At 69.0% G+C, this 13992-nt stretch carries 14 protein-coding genes; 6 read left to right on the top strand and 8 right to left on the bottom strand.

Features of this window, described 5'->3' with window-relative positions:
• A partial coding sequence (locus ACTHNC_RS02590; RefSeq protein ID WP_440293033.1) for a TCP-1/cpn60 chaperonin family protein occupies positions 1-615 on the top strand: 615 nt, incomplete at its 5' end.
• A gap of 88 nt (positions 616-703) precedes the next feature.
• On the opposite strand, the gene ACTHNC_RS02585 is transcribed toward ACTHNC_RS02590, so the two are convergent.
• From ACTHNC_RS02585 to ACTHNC_RS02570, 4 genes are all read right to left on the bottom strand, one after another.
• A complete protein-coding gene (locus ACTHNC_RS02585) occupies positions 704-994 on the bottom strand; it encodes a WXG100 family type VII secretion target (protein WP_440293032.1) in 291 nt (96 codons plus the stop codon).
• Positions 995-1157: 163 nt separating this feature from the next.
• Entirely contained in the window at positions 1158-2630 is a 1473-nt protein-coding gene (locus tag ACTHNC_RS02580) for an ATP-binding protein (protein ID WP_440293031.1), read from the bottom strand.
• Between the two features lie 141 nt (positions 2631-2771).
• Entirely contained in the window at positions 2772-4541 is a 1770-nt protein-coding gene (locus ACTHNC_RS02575) for a sensor histidine kinase (protein WP_440293030.1), read from the bottom strand.
• 45 nt (positions 4542-4586) lie between these two features.
• Positions 4587-5279: a response regulator transcription factor gene (locus ACTHNC_RS02570; protein WP_243062615.1), complete on the bottom strand. Its 693-nt coding sequence runs from the start codon at positions 5277-5279 to the stop codon at positions 4587-4589.
• 176 nt (positions 5280-5455) lie between these two features.
• Between ACTHNC_RS02570 and ACTHNC_RS02565 the strand changes: the two genes are divergently transcribed.
• From ACTHNC_RS02565 to ACTHNC_RS02555, 3 genes are read left to right on the top strand one after another with little or no spacing between them, the layout of a single operon-like run.
• Positions 5456-6691: an NAD(P)/FAD-dependent oxidoreductase gene (locus ACTHNC_RS02565; protein WP_440293029.1), complete on the top strand. Its 1236-nt coding sequence runs from the start codon at positions 5456-5458 to the stop codon at positions 6689-6691.
• Positions 6688-7593: a dihydropteroate synthase gene (gene folP, locus ACTHNC_RS02560; protein ID WP_440293028.1), complete on the top strand. Its 906-nt coding sequence runs from the start codon at positions 6688-6690 to the stop codon at positions 7591-7593. The genes ACTHNC_RS02565 and folP overlap by 4 nt, the downstream gene beginning before the upstream one ends.
• 4 nt (positions 7594-7597) lie before the next feature.
• Complete coding sequence (locus tag ACTHNC_RS02555; protein ID WP_440293027.1) at positions 7598-8347, top strand: pyrimidine reductase family protein; 750 nt, start codon at positions 7598-7600, stop codon at positions 8345-8347.
• A 31-nt stretch (positions 8348-8378) separates the two neighbouring features.
• On the opposite strand, the gene ACTHNC_RS02550 is transcribed toward ACTHNC_RS02555, so the two are convergent.
• From ACTHNC_RS02550 to ACTHNC_RS02540, 3 genes are all read right to left on the bottom strand, one after another.
• A complete protein-coding gene (locus ACTHNC_RS02550) occupies positions 8379-10082 on the bottom strand; it encodes a DNA repair helicase XPB (protein WP_440293026.1) in 1704 nt (567 codons plus the stop codon).
• A gap of 64 nt (positions 10083-10146) precedes the next feature.
• Positions 10147-12069 (bottom strand): helicase-associated domain-containing protein, encoded by a 1923-nt coding sequence (locus tag ACTHNC_RS02545; protein ID WP_440293025.1) that lies wholly within the window; start codon positions 12067-12069, stop codon positions 10147-10149.
• 37 nt (positions 12070-12106) lie between these two features.
• Complete coding sequence (locus tag ACTHNC_RS02540; RefSeq protein WP_440293024.1) at positions 12107-12382, bottom strand: hypothetical protein; 276 nt, start codon at positions 12380-12382, stop codon at positions 12107-12109.
• 54 nt (positions 12383-12436) lie between these two features.
• On the opposite strand from ACTHNC_RS02540, the gene ACTHNC_RS02535 reads away from it, so the two are divergent.
• Both ACTHNC_RS02535 and ACTHNC_RS02530 read left to right on the top strand, forming a co-directional pair.
• The gene (locus ACTHNC_RS02535; protein WP_440293023.1) at positions 12437-12817 is read left to right on the top strand and encodes a cold-shock protein; all 381 of its coding nucleotides are present in this window, start codon (positions 12437-12439) and stop codon (positions 12815-12817) included.
• Positions 12810-13574, top strand: a complete 765-nt coding sequence (locus tag ACTHNC_RS02530) for a DUF3027 domain-containing protein (protein ID WP_440293022.1) — start codon at positions 12810-12812, stop codon at positions 13572-13574. The genes ACTHNC_RS02535 and ACTHNC_RS02530 overlap by 8 nt, the downstream gene beginning before the upstream one ends.
• Positions 13575-13608: 34 nt before the next feature.
• On the opposite strand, the gene ACTHNC_RS02525 is transcribed toward ACTHNC_RS02530, so the two are convergent.
• The coding region (locus ACTHNC_RS02525; RefSeq protein WP_440293021.1) for an HNH endonuclease at positions 13609-13992 on the bottom strand (384 nt) is incomplete at its 5' end.

The following is a 13992-nucleotide window of genomic DNA, read 5'->3' as shown; positions in this document are numbered from 1 at the left end:
GACCCGGAGCAGATCGCCGGCCGCGTGCAGCAGATCCGCAACGAGATCGAGAACACCGACAGCGACTACGACCGCGAGAAGCTGCAGGAGCGCCTCGCCAAGCTCGCCGGCGGCGTCGCCGTCATCAAGGCGGGCGCGGCCACCGAGGTCGAGCTCAAGGAGCGCAAGCACCGCATCGAGGACGCTGTTCGCAACGCGAAGGCCGCCGTCGAGGAGGGCGTCGTCGCCGGTGGTGGCGTCGCGCTGATCCAGGCCGGCAAGGAGGCGTTCGCCACGCTCGAGCTGAACGGTGACGAGGCGACCGGCGCGAGCATCGTCAAGGTCGCGATCGAGGCTCCGCTCAAGCAGATCGCTCTCAACGCAGGCCTCGAGCCGGGCGTCGTCGCCGCCAAGGTGGCCGAGCTGCCCGCCGGTCACGGCCTCAACGCCGCGACGGGCGAGTACGGCGACCTGCTCGAGCAGGGCATCATCGACCCGGCCAAGGTGACCCGTTCCGCTCTGCAGAACGCGGCATCCATCGCCGGTCTGTTCCTCACCACGGAGGCCGTCGTCGCCGACAAGCCGGAGAAGGCCGCTCCGGTCCCCGGTGGCGACGCCGGTGGCATGGACTTCTAAGAAAAGTCCGTACTCCTACGCGGAAGGGCGCCCCTCGGGGCGCCCTTCTTGCGTCCTCGGCGCTGGATCGGTACAGAGCTTCAGAGCCTCACACGGCGAAGAGCCTCGTGTTGGTCAGCTCCACCTCGGCATAGTGCTGCCCGGCCTGCCCGAGCGCCTGGTTGATCGCGGCCAGCGACTCCTCGACCTGCTGCTGCGTGGCACGCCACTGGTTCACGACTCCCTGGAACGACTCGGACGCGTGCCCGCTCCACGTTCCCTGCAGCCCGGTCAGCTGCCCGAGCAGCCCCGCCACCTCGCTCTGGATGCGGCTCATCGAGCCGCGCACGGCCGCGGTCGCCGCGATCATCTGGTCGCTGTCCACCCGGTATGTCGTCATGGTTCCTCCTGTTCGTGGCGGATGCCGCCGCGCTCGGCTTTCCCGTTGCGCTGGGTTGACGCATCCACCGCATCCGACGTTAGGGAGGCGAGTGTGCGGCTCGGGGCGAAACGGTCGATCGGGGGACAGCGCAGCGGATCGGGCGGTGGGGGAGGAGGAGCCGCTACGCCAGCAGCAGCGCCACCATCGGCGCAGGCACGGCCCACACGTCTCCGTCGAGGTCGAGAACCGACTTCGTCGCCATGATGCCGCGTCCGTACTTGCCATCGATGACCCGCGCCTCCGCGCGCCATCCGGCGTCCACCCACTTGCCCTCGATCGGCACCGTCGTCGAGTGCGCGCCGTCGAGGGGCACCCGAACGGGCGCGAAGTCGATCTCGTTGTTCGACTCGGTGCGTGCGTAGCCGACGGAGTCATCGGAGAGCCAGCGGCCCTCATCCAGTGCCTCGATGGCGCGCGCCAGCGTCACGCCGAGCGCCGATTCCGTGAGCCGCGCGAAGTCGGGGGCGGGCAATCCTGGGCTGACGATCGAGGGGATCCATGCCAGCAGCGGATCGCACAGATAGAGCTTGTAGTGTGCGCCAACGACCCGGTCGCCCTGCTCGCGCACCTGGTTGCAACGCAGCGCCGCGTGCGTGCTGATCAGCCGGTCCACGCGGGCGGTGAAGGTCGGCCGGCTCGGGTAGCCGAGATCCTGGGCTGTCGTCGTCAGGTTGATGGGGCTGCTCATCCGCTCGCTGATGCCACGCAGGAGCAGCGTCGTGGTGTTGGTCGGGGCATCCGGATCGACGTCACGGCGAAGCCAGGCGTGCAGATCGCGGGCGTAGCCATCGGAGACCGCGCCGGCGCGCGTGTGCTCGAAGACCGCGCGCGGAAAGCCGCCGCACGTGAGGTAGTCCTGCCAGGCGAGATCGAGGTCGTCGACCACGAACTGCAGCTCGTCGAGCGCGTTCCTGGCATCCTCGCCTTGCAACTCAGCCGGATTCACCGCCGGCACAACGGGCAGGCCGGGGTAGGCGGCGGTGAGGAAGTCGCGGAACGTCATCGGAAGCAGCTGACGGATGCGGTGCGACCCGCTCGACCCCGCCCGTCCGGCGAGCAGATTGCCCTGGATGTCTTCCGACTGCGCCCACCTGCTCCCGGTGACGACCACGGTGTCGTCCCCGAACGGCGTGGTGTCTCTGGCGAGCTTGAGCGCGCTGGTCCAGCCGGTCACCATGCTGATCTCGTCGAACAGCCACACGCGTGGCCGCGGCTTCGGCTGGTCGACGGAGCGCGTCAGCATGCGCGCCAGTGTGAGCGTTCGGGTGACGTCCCTGCCGCGCATGGTGTCGCACGGCACGTAGACGACCTGACGCGGATCCATGCCGGGCAGCGTGCAGAGGTTCGCTGCGGCATCCAGAAGCGCCACCGACTTGCCGATGCGCCTCGGCCCGGTGAGCACGACGAGCCGTCCGTCGGGCTCGACGCTCGCGACATCGTCGAGGATGCCCGCCCGATAGCCGAGCTCGTACCTGGTGCGTTCGCGCAGGGTGCGGTTGCCCGCCACCCAGGCCGTCGGATCGGCGCCGCGGGCCGCGGCGGTCCACCACGGATTGCTCTCGGTCAGCAGGCGTCTCAACTCGTCATCGCGCACGCGGCCACGCTAACCCGCCCTTCAGTCGCTGCTCGGGCGAATCGCCGAGCTTCGCTTGCCAGAAGGGGAGAGGTACGCGCCTCGTTGCCTTGCCACGCGGGCGGTAGTACGGGGCGGCATCCCTTGCCAGAAGGGGAGGGGTCAGGCGTTCGCGGGTGGTTGCGGCGCGTTCGGCGAGTCGGCCAACGGAAGGGTCACCCGGAACGTCGCACCGCCGCCGGGCGTCTCGACCACCTCGACGGTTCCGTGGTGCGCGCTCACGATCGACGCCACGATCGCCAAGCCCAGACCGCTTCCGCCGGTCTCACGAGTGCGCGAGGTGTCGGCGCGCCAGAACCGTTGGAAGATCTTCTCCCTGATCTGCGGTGGGATGCCCTCGCCGTGGTCGATCACCGACAGCACAGCGACTTCCCGCTCCGGGTCGGCGGAGACGCCGATCTCCAGCGGGCTGCCTGCTGGGGTGTACCGCACCGCATTGCCGATGAGGTTGGCGATCACCTGCCGGAGCTTGTTCTCCTCGGCCATCACGAGCGCCCGCACGGTCGGCGGCTCCGGGATGTCGGCGAGCTCCAGCGGCACCGTCTCCAGGCCCGGCTCGGACCTGCGCGGCCTGCGCCTCAGGCGAGCGAGCGTTGCACCGGCGAACCCGATCGGACCGGTCGAGTTCGGGTTCTTCGGCGCGTTAGCGTTGCGGAGCTGGCGTCCGCCGGCCGGGCGTTGGCCGGTGGATGCCTGCTCGACACCGGTATCCTCCGTCTCGTACTCCGCGGCCCGCTCCTGCACAGACGGACCGGGTGGAGGCGGCGGGAGCGGAGGAAGCGACAGCACGACGGAGACGGTGCGATCGGGATTGCCGGCGTTGGCATCCAGCGCCGCGTCGTGCGCTAGCGGCACGAGGTCGACAACGGCAAGGGTGAGCGGCTTCGTCTCGTCGAGACGCGCGAGCTCGAGCAGGTCCTCCACCAGGAGGCCCATGCGCACGGCCTCCTTCTCGATGCGGTCCATGGCCTGGGCGACCTCGTCCGGCGACTGCAGCGCGCCCATGCGGTACAGCTCCGCGTAGCCGCGCACCGAGACGAGCGGTGTTCGCAGCTCGTGGCTGGCATCCCCCACGAACCGGCGCATCTGCTCGATCGTGCGAGCCCTGTCTTTGAACGCTTGGTCGATGCGATTGAGCATCGTGTTCAACGAGCGGTTCAGCCTGCCCACCTCGGTGTTCGGGGTGGCGCCGCCGAGACGCTGGCTGAAGTCGCCGTCGGCGATCTCCGCGGCCGTGCGCTCCACCTCGCGCAGTGGCCGGAACGTCGTGGTCACCAGAGCCCTGGTCAGGAACGCGCCGATGATGACGACGATGACGCCGAAGCTGAAGAAGATCGACAGGTAGCTGGCGAGGGTGATGTCCAGAGGTGAGGTAGACACCGCGATGATCGCCGTGCCGTACGTCGGCGTTGCTCCCTGCAGCTGCACCACCGTGCACACGCTGCGGAACGAGCTGAGGCCGTCGCGGCTCTGCAGCCACCCGGCGCCCTGGTTGGCGCACGCCGCACCCTCGTTGAGGCTCATGCGGCTCGGCACGGCCGGCTTCTTGCCGTCGGGAACGGTCTTCCAGTTCTCGTCGAGCGGGGTGCCGTCCGCCCCGTACAGCACGACGTAGAAGCTGGCCGTGTTGTTCTGCCCGATCACGGGTCCGTTGCTCTTCTTCGCGTCGCTCGGGAGGATCGCGTTGATGCTGTCGGGCTGGGAGGCGATGGCTTCGAGCTGCTGGTCGAACAGGTTGATCAGCACCGGCTTGAACAGCAGCATCGTGCCGAGCCCCGCGACGAGCAGCCCGAACGTGAGCACCAGAACGGTGACGCCGGTGATCTTCGTGCGCAGCGAGATCGAGTTCCATCGATCGATGACGTGCGCCACGGAAAGCGAGCCTAAGCGGTCAATCTGTGTTCGGGCGTGACGGGGCTAGACCTTCGCGGCCTTCAGCATGTAGCCGAAGCCGCGCTTGGTCTGGATGAGCGGCTCCGTCGAGTGCGCATCGACCTTGCGGCGCAGGTAGGAGATGTAGCTCTCCACGATGCCGGCATCCCCGTTGAAGTCGTACTCCCACACATGATCGAGGATCTGCGCCTTCGACAGCACCCGGTTCGGGTTGAGCATGAGGTAGCGCAGCAGCTTGAACTCGGTGGGAGAGAGCTCGATCGCGGTGTCGCCGACGAACACCTCGTGGGTGTCCTGGTCCATCGTGAGCTCGCCGGCACGGATGATCGCATCGTCGTCGGCCTGCATCGTGCGACGCAGGATGGCCTTGATGCGCGCCACGATCTCGTCGAGGCTGAAAGGCTTCGTGACGTAGTCATCGCCGCCGACGGTGAGGCCGGTGATCTTGTCCTCGGTGTCGTCCTTCGCCGTCAGGAACAGGATGGGAGCGGTGTAGCCGGCACCGCGAAGCCGCTTCGTCACGCCGAAGCCGTTCATGTCGGGCAGCATGACGTCGAGGATGATGAGATCGGGCTCCTCCTCCAGCACGGCGCTGATCGCCTGCGCCCCGTTGCCGACGGCGCGCACGGCGAAGCCGGCGAATCGCAGGCTGGTGGTGAGGAGGTCGCGGATGTTCGGCTCGTCGTCGACGATGAGAATGCGGGGTCCGGTGCTCATGCGCACCAGTCTCTGCGCGTTGGCTGGATTCATCCTGTGAGTCTGTCGTGCGGCATCCACTCGACCGGCGTGTGCGAACCGGGGGCGACCTTAGCGCTGCGCGGACGGCGACCCGGCTTACCGAATACCGGCAGGCTGTTGAAGAATCGAGTAAGCCGTCCGAGGAAGGGATACCGATGTCCGCACCCGAATACGTCATCATCGGAGGCGGTCTTGCCGCCGGAACGGCCGCGACGACGCTGCGTGCGGAGGGGTACGACGGCCGGCTGACGGTCATCGCCGCCGAAGAGCACACGCCGTACATCCGTCCGCCGCTGTCGAAGGGCTATCTCGCCGAACTGGACGAGTCGGAGCTGTGGGTGCAGTCGGATGACTGGTGGCGCGAGCACGACGTCGACCTGCGCACGAGTCGGCACGCCGACTCCCTCGACCTTCAGGGACGCTCGGTTGTGCTGGAGGGCGGCGACCGCGTTCCGTTCGACCGGCTGCTCATCGCGACGGGGGCGACGCCGAAGCGGCTGGACGTGCCGGGAGCGGATGCGGCCGGCATCCACTACCTACGGACGATCGAGGACTCCCGGGGCATCCGCGAGGCCACAGCCGACGGCGACAAGCGGGTCGTCGTTGTCGGCTCCGGCTGGATCGGGATGGAGGTCGCGGCGACGGTGAGGGGCTTCGGCAATGAGGTGACCGTCGTGTCGCACGCGCAGGTGCCGCTCTCCACCGCGCTCGGGGATGAGCTGGGCGAGGTGTTCGCCCAGCTACACCTCGACCACGGTGTGCGGCTCGTGCGAGGGGCGGCCGTGCAGGAGTTCCGGGTGGCGGACGGCCGAGTGACCGGCGTGCGCTACGAGGGCGGCGAGGTCGACGCCGACGTAGTGGTCGTCGGGACGGGGGCCGCTCCGCTCGTCGGCATCGCGAAGGATGCCGGCCTCGAGGTAGGCAAGGGCGTGCTGGTCGACGCCGGCATGCGAACGGGCGTCGACGGCGTCTTCGCCGTGGGCGACGCGGCCGACCCGTTCCACCCCGTGATCGGCGGGCGCATGCGCAGCGAGCACTGGGCGAACGCGATCGGCACCGGGCGCACCGCTGCGCTCAACATGCTCGACCGCGGCGTGGAGTACGACGACATCCCGTACTTCTACACGGACCAGTTCGACCTCGGGATGGAGTACTCCGGCTATCGGCCGCTGATGGATGGCACTCACGTCGTCTACCGCGGCGACGTGCCAGGGCGCGAGTTCGTGTCGTTCTGGGTGACGCCGGACGGCCGCGTGGTCGCGGGCATGAACGTGAACGTGTGGGACGTCAACGAGCAGGTGCAGGCGCTGATCCGTGAGGCGCGGCCGGTGGACGAATCCAGGCTGGCCGACACGAGCGTGCCGCTGAACGAACTCGTGGCGGACGCGTGAGCGTCTACCTGCCGCCGCTTCGCGATCCCCTCCGCACGATCGGCGCGCACACCTTCGATTTCTCTCAGCGGGTGGCCGTGATGGCGGTGGTGAACCGCACGCCTGACTCGTTCTACGACCGCGGAGCGACGTTCGCTCTGGATGCCGCGGTGCACGCGTGTCTGACCGCCGTCGAGCACGGGGCGGACTGGATCGACATCGGCGGCGTCCCGTTCAAACCGGGGCCCGCGTTGCCGGTCGAGGAGGAGATCGCGCGCGTGGTTCCGGTGATCGAGGCGCTACGTCGGGAGTCCGACGTGGTCGTCTCGGTGGACACGTTCGAGCCGGAAGTGGCGCAGCACGCGATCGTCGCGGGGGCGGACGTGATCAACGACACCACGGGCATCCACGATCGCCGGCTCGCCGAGGTCGTGGCCGATAGCGACGCGACGCTCGTGATCACGCACAGCCTCGCCGAGCCGCGCACGGTGTACCCACGGCCGCAGTACGACGACGTGGTGAAGGAGGTCGTCGCCTTCCTGGAGGACCGCGTCGAGGTCGCGGTCTCGCTGGGCATCCCCGAGTCGCGCATCGTGATCGACCCAGGGCACGACCTCAACAAGAACACCCTGCACACGCTGGAGCTGACGCGCCGGTTCGATGAGATCGCGGCGCTCGGACTGCCGGCGCTTGCGGCCGTGTCGAACAAGGACTTCATCGGCGAGACGCTCGACGTCGACCGCGCTGACCGGTTGGAGGGATCCCTGGCCGCCGCGGTGTTCTGCATCGCGCAGGGCGCGCGCGTGGTGCGCATGCACAACGTGCGCGAGTCCGTCGCGGCCGTGCGGATGACGGAGGCGATCCTCGGCCTTCGGAAGCCCGCGTACCTGAAGCACAACATGGGCGACTTCAACGAGGAGTGATCGGATGAGTGACGACGGGGCCGCGATCGACTCGCTTTGGCCGGCGCAGGCATCCGATCTCGACGACGACGCCGTGATCGCCGGCTACGAAGAAGGCGTCTCGGACCAGTGGGTGCGTGTCAACTTCGTGTCGTCGATCGACGGCTCCGCGACCCAGGCCGGGCGCTCGGGCGGTCTCTCGGATGCCGCGGACAAGCGCGTGTTCGCGCTCCTGCGCCGCGTCTGCGACGTCGTGCTCGTGGGTGCGGGCACTGTGCGGGTCGAGGGGTACGGCGGCATGCGCGTGGATGACGCATCCGAGGCGTGGCGGGCATCGCACGGCTTCGCGCCGCAACCAACGCTCGCGATCGTCTCCGGCGATCTCGGTCTGGACCCGGCGAGCGACGTGTTCACGAAGGCTCCCGTTCGGCCGGTCGTGCTCACGGTGGCGGCTGCGCCGGAGGCGCGGAGGGAGGCGCTCGCGAAGGTGGCGGACGTGATCGTCTGCGGTGAGGCATCCGTCGACACAGCCGTCGCGGTACGGATGCTTGGCGCACGCGGCCTGAGGCGGGTGCACTGCGAGGGCGGCCCGCACCTGTTCGGCACGTTCGCCGCAGAGCGCACACTGAACGAGCTGTGCCTCACCGTCAGCCCGGTGCTGGAGGGCGGGCTCGGCAAGCGCATCATCGACGGCGCGCCGCAGCTGCCGTTCGACATGCGCCTCGCCCAGGTGCTGCGCTCCGGGGACACGCTTCTGTTGCGGTATTTGGCCTAAGCCGCGCTGACTCGGCGCAAACGATTCTGTCCTACCGACCGCCGAGACGGCGGTCGGCGCTGGTGTCGCGGCGGAGGCCAGAAATGGCCTCCGCTTTCAGCTCCAGCGCGCCCGCGTCGACGATCGTGTAGCTGTAGCCCTGCTCGGCGAGGAAGCGCTGCCGGTTCTGCGCGAAGTCCTGGTCGACGGTGTCGCGGGCGACGAGCGTGTAGAAGTTCGCGGAGAGCCCGGACTCCTTCGGGCGCAGAAGCCGGCCGAGCCGCTGCGCCTCCTCCTGCCGAGACCCGTACGATCCGCTCACCTGAATGGCCACGGTGGCCTCCGGCAGGTCCACGGAGAAGTTCGCCACCTTGCTCACCACGAGCACGGGCGTCGTCCCCTCTCGGAACTCCTGGTACAGGCGCTCGCGCTCGTCCACGGGAGTGGAACCGGTGAGCTGCGGCGCGCCCAAGGCATCCGCCAGTTCGTCGATCTGATCGAGGTACTGGCCGATCACGAGGATGCGCTCGCCCGAGTGCCGGGCGACGAGTGCGCGTACCACGTCGAGCTTCGCCGGCGCCGTCGCCGCCAGTCGGTAGCGCTCGTCGTCCGCCGCCGCCGCGTAGGAGAGCCGTTCGGATGCCGGAAGGTCGATGCGCACCTCGTAGCAGGCGGCGGGGGAGATGAAGCCCTGCGACTCGATCTCCTTCCACGGTGCGTCGAACCGCTTGGGACCGATGAGTGAGAACACATCGCCCTCTCGACCGTCCTCGCGCACCAGGGTGGCGGTGAGGCCGAGCCTGCGCCGCGCCTGCAGCTCGGCCGTCAACTTGAACACCGGGGCCGGCAGAAGGTGCACCTCGTCGTAGACGATCAGGCCCCAGTCAAGCGCGTCGAGCAGGCTCAGGTGCGCGTACTGGCCCTTCCGTTTGGCCGTGAGGATCTGGTACGTCGCGATCGTGACCGGCCTGATCTCCTTCACCTGACCCGAGTACTCGCCGATCTCCTCGGCGGTGAGGCTCGTGCGCCGCAGCAGCTCGTCCCGCCACTGCCGTGCCGACACCGTGTTCGTGACGAGGATGAGCGTCGTCGTCTTCGCGGTGGCCATCGCCCCGGCGCCCACCAGCGTCTTGCCGGCACCGCACGGCAGCACGACAACGCCCGAACCGCCGTCGAAGAAGTTCTCGACCGCCTTCGTCTGGTAGTCGCGCAGGTGCCAGCCCGTCTCATCCAACGCGATCTCGTGCGGGGTACCAGGGGTGTAACCGGCGAGGTCTTCGGCGGGCCAGCCGAGCTTGACCAGCTCCTGCTTGAGGTGTCCTCTCGCCCACGCCGCCACCACGAACGCGCCGTCGTCGCGCTTCTCGATCAGCAGCGGCGACACGCGCTTGGCGCCGGAGACCTCACGCAGAACCGCCTCGTCCGAGCTGCGCAGCACGAGAACGCCGTCGTCGTCGCGTTCGATCACGAGCCGTCCATACCTGGCGACGGTCTCCCGGATGTCCACCGCGACGGTCTGCGGGATGGGGAACTTCGAGTACGTCTCGAGCGTCCCCAGCATGTCGGATGCCTGATGCCCGGCGGCGCGCGCGTTCCACAGCCCCAGCCGCGTGATGCGGTACGTGTGGATGTGCTCCGGCGCGCGCTCGAGCTCCGCGAAGACGGCGAGGTCGTGGCGGGCATCCTCGGCCTGGGGATGCGCCACCTCGAGCAGCACCGTGCGGTCGCTCTGCACGATCAGGGGTCCGTCAGACATAGCAGACGAGTCTATGCTCGCCGGCCTTGTGCCCGCTGGGCTGTGCCGCCTTACGTCGGCACGGTCAGGTCGTGCGCACGGCCCGGATGCTCGCCACCGGCAGCGTCCGCTCGATGTCGCTGGCGCGGTCGCGGCCGCGGAGCCGCCCACCGCCGAGACCGGTCGGTTCGAGTGTGAACTCGAGTTCTCGCCCGTCGGGCAGCGCGACCGTGACGGTCACGATGGTGCGGGAGCGCACGGCCGACTCGAGCTGGCGGTTCAGCCACGCCTCGGCACCGCCCTGGCCCTCGGTGCTCACGGCCGATCGCAGCCGCTGCACCACGAGCTGGGCCGTGTCGGTCGACTCGCGGGGTTCCGGATGCCCGAGCCTGCGTCGCACCCGCAGCTGCCGCCCGTCCGCGTCCTCGGCCACCACGGGATAGTGCGCATCGACGAGCGCCCAGTAGGCGACGTCGATCGGGAACCTCGAGGTGAGCTCGGCGTCGGATGCCGGTCGCAGGCCGAGCGCGGCCAGCGACTGATCGACCGCGATGGTGTTCAGCAACTCGTGGTCGCCGGAGTGCACGACCGACCCCGCTCCCGACGACGAATCGGCCGCGCGCACCCGCACTCGGCCGTAGCGAGACGCCGCCTCGTCGATCAGGTAGGCGACGGGCTGCGGAAGCCCGGTCAGCGAGATGGATCCGATGAAGTCACGCAACGACTGCGCGGTCTCGCCGGCGGCGATCGCCCGGTGCAGCGACGACGGCGACACCCGGAAACTCGCCGCCAGTCCGGTGCCCTCCGCGTCGGCGAGCGTGCGCAGGCGGGCATCCAGAGAAGGGATCAGCGGACCGGGCGCCACGATGGAGAGGTCGTGCTGCACGTACACGCGATCCACCTCCGCGGGGAAGGCGGCGCGCAGAACGTCGGCTGCAGCATCCGGCCCCCGCTGCAGCAGGGTGATGCCCGCCGTGCTCGGCGCCGCATTCGCCGTGATGCCGAGGAACTCGGCGTGCGCCTCCACCTCGTTCACCCGGCGGTCGAGGGATGCGTCCGCTGCCGGATAGCGCCACCTCGCGTAGCCGCGCAGCGCATCGCCCCAGGAGGCGTGCGCCCGCTCGACCATGAGCGGGCGGATGTCTGCGGGCACCGAGTCCAACCAGGTTCCGGCGAGCCTCGCCCAGCGTTCCGGTGTGGAGAGGGCAGCCCACGCCTCCGCCGCGTCCGTCGGCAGCCATACAGCTCCCTCCCGGGAGACGAGCCCAGAGCTGTCGGCCAGCCAGTGCACGGTCGCGACGTCCTCGGCCTCGATCCCGAGCGCCGAAGCGATGCGGCGGGTGTCCGGAAGGGCGAGACCGCCCTTCTGCAGCTCCCTGGCCGGTTCGCGCTCGAGCTCGTACACGAACTCCGCGACGGCGCCGGCGGCGACGAATGCTCGTTCGGCGGCGAGCCGGTCGACGAACCTGCGGTCCACGTCGGGAACGCTGGCCAGCGCTGCGGGCTTTCCGGATGCCGCCAGCTTGCGCCCCGGCATCCCGTCGCCGTCGGCCCACCCCGTGAAGCGGGCCGCCACGCCGGGGTAGAGCGCGAAGACCGGTTCGCTGCCGTTGGCCGAGTCGCCGGGCCCGTCGCCATCGCCGTCCGCGTCTGCCGCATTCACCGGGCCGGCCACCTGCTCCGCGAGGAAGGCGTCGACCAGTGCGTTCAGGTCGTCGCGTACTGAGGAGGTGGAGACATCCGTCGCTCCCCAGGATCGAAGGCACTCGGCCGCTTGCTCCGCCGTCGCAGCGCCACCGTGCTCGGCCAGGGCCGCTAGCGCTGCGAGCACCGGCCGCGGCAGCGGTGCGAGCGCGTGCTGCACCGATGGTGGTTCCAGCAGCGCGTCGGCCAGGTCGAAGAAGTCCTCGATGCGCGATCTGGTGAGCCCGCGGCCGTCGATGAGGTCGTGAAGGCTCTCGTCATCGAGTCCGCCGAGTCGTTCGGCCAGCGACAGCGTGCTGGTCATGTGAGCTCGGGACTCGTCACGCGCAACCCCGCGGCCGTTACCGGCTCGCCTTCCGGTTCTGCCTGCTGCGTCCGAAGAGGCTCACGACGAGCAGCACGATGATGAGCACGAAGGCGATCGGCAGTGCGGCCAGGGGAAGCAGTTCGACCGTGGGCCAGATGCCTCTGCCCGCATTCTGGTCGGGACCGGCACCGAGCCAGGTTCCGATGATCAGCACGAAGAAGCAGACGATCGAGAGGATGACCAGCCCGGCCGCGATGAACGCCAGCATGCGCTGCATGCGCGATGCAGGGCGGGGCGTCTCGTCGGTCACGAATCAAGGATAATTGAGGTTGCACGAGCAACGTTCCCCCGAAAGAGGTCTCTCATGCCGACCGGCAAGGTCAAGTTCTACGACGAGGAGAAGGGCTTCGGATTCATCGCCCAAGACGGCGGTGGCGAAGTCTTCCTTCACGCGTCGGCCCTGCCCGATGGTGCCGTCGTGAAGGCTGGTACGCGGCTCGAGTTCGGTGTCGCCGAGGGCAAGCGCGGTGCGCAGGCGTTGTCGGTGCGTGTGATCGAGCGCGCACCGAGCCTGTCGAAGATGAACCGCAAGTCCGCGGACGACATGGCGGTGATCATCGAAGACCTCGTGAAACTCCTCGACGGTATCGGGGCGGGGCTCAAGCGCGGGCGCTACCCGGATACCGCTCACGGCCGCAAGATCGCCGCTGTGCTGCGGCGTGTGGCGGACGATCTGGATGCCTGAGCAGCGCGCCGACGAGACAGCGGAGATCACCCCGGAGCAGCCTGGCGGTGACACGTCGGAGCAGTCCGGCGGTGAGGGGCCTGAGCAGGCGGCCGAAGTCGCGGTCGAGGAGCCGGTCGCTGAGCCGCCGGTCGCCGACGAGCGTCTCCTCGCCGCCCACGATCTCGCGAGGACGGCGCTGCTGGAGATCACGCCGGAAGTCACGATCGGGCCGGTGGTCGGCCACGTCGTCGAGGGCGAGCACGTGCTCTCCCTGCTGTTCGAGTGCACGATGCTCGGGTATCCCGGCTGGCACTGGACCGTCTCGCTCGCCCGCGTGGACGCCGATGCCGAGCCCGTAGTGCTCGAAACGGAACTCCTCCCCGGTGAGCGGGCACTGCTCGCGCCGGACTGGGTGCCATGGTCGGAGCGCCTCGCAGAGTACCAGGCCGCCCAGGAGGCCGCGCGTGCTGCGGGTGTCGAGGGTGAGGCATCCGAGGGCGAGTCCGCGCCGGACGACGATCTCGACGAAGACGACGATCTCGACGACGAAGACGACCTCGACGACGAAGGTGATCTCGACGAGGACGATGACATCGACGGTATCGACATCGATCTACACGACGACGTCGAGTCCGACGACGACACGGACGATGTCGACGTAGAGGCCGATGACATCGCCGGGGCTGAAGCGGCGTCGTTGGAGGACGACGAAGACAGCACCGACGGGACGGACAACACGGACAGGACAGGCGCCGACGCCGACCACGCCTCGTAGCTGCTCCTAGTCCTCACCAGTGGCTCACGCGTATTCATGCGGCCGGAACCGCTTGGGGTAGTTCGAATCGTGCTCGTCCGCCGAGCCGCGGTTTTCGGGTCGGGTCGATGTGCGGTGGCGGGATGAACCACACCTGTCCGTCGATGACGCGGATGTCCCACCCGTCTTGGTGTATTCGTGCGTGGCAGGGTGGGCACAGTAGTACCCCGTTGTTCAGGTTCGTGGGTCCGGTGTCGCGCATCCACCACAGGATGTGGTGCGCCTCGGTGTAGCCGACGTCGATTCCGCAGCACGCGCACCCGCCGTCTCGTTCGTGAAGCGCGATCCGTTGCGCGGCCGTGAACCCGCGAGCGGTGCGACCCAGATCCAACGGAACACTGTCGGTGCCGAGCACGGCGGGGATGATCCCGGCGGTGGC

It is taken from the genome of Humibacter sp. (genome assembly GCF_051954055.1).
Classification (GTDB): domain Bacteria; phylum Actinomycetota; class Actinomycetes; order Actinomycetales; family Microbacteriaceae; genus Humibacter.
Note: the sequence above shows the minus strand (reverse complement) of the source record. Positions and strands in the feature narration are given on the sequence as shown.

Bases quoted from the DNA above. Each gene is read 5' to 3' on its own strand.
- ACTHNC_RS02565 (WP_440293029.1), top strand. From the start codon at position 5,456: ATGTCCGCACCCGAATACGTCATCATCGGAGGCGGTCTTGCCGCCGGA.
- ACTHNC_RS02550 (WP_440293026.1), bottom strand. From the start codon at position 10,082: ATGTCTGACGGACCCCTGATCGTGCAGAGCGACCGCACGGTGCTGCTC.
- ACTHNC_RS02545 (WP_440293025.1), bottom strand. From the start codon at position 12,069: ATGACCAGCACGCTGTCGCTGGCCGAACGACTCGGCGGACTCGATGAC.
- ACTHNC_RS02555 (WP_440293027.1), top strand. From the start codon at position 7,598: ATGAGTGACGACGGGGCCGCGATCGACTCGCTTTGGCCGGCGCAGGCA.
- ACTHNC_RS02530 (WP_440293022.1), top strand. From the start codon at position 12,810: ATGCCTGAGCAGCGCGCCGACGAGACAGCGGAGATCACCCCGGAGCAG.
- ACTHNC_RS02535 (WP_440293023.1), top strand. From the start codon at position 12,437: ATGCCGACCGGCAAGGTCAAGTTCTACGACGAGGAGAAGGGCTTCGGA.
- ACTHNC_RS02585 (WP_440293032.1), bottom strand. From the start codon at position 994: ATGACGACATACCGGGTGGACAGCGACCAGATGATCGCGGCGACCGCG.
- ACTHNC_RS02570 (WP_243062615.1), bottom strand. From the start codon at position 5,279: ATGAGCACCGGACCCCGCATTCTCATCGTCGACGACGAGCCGAACATC.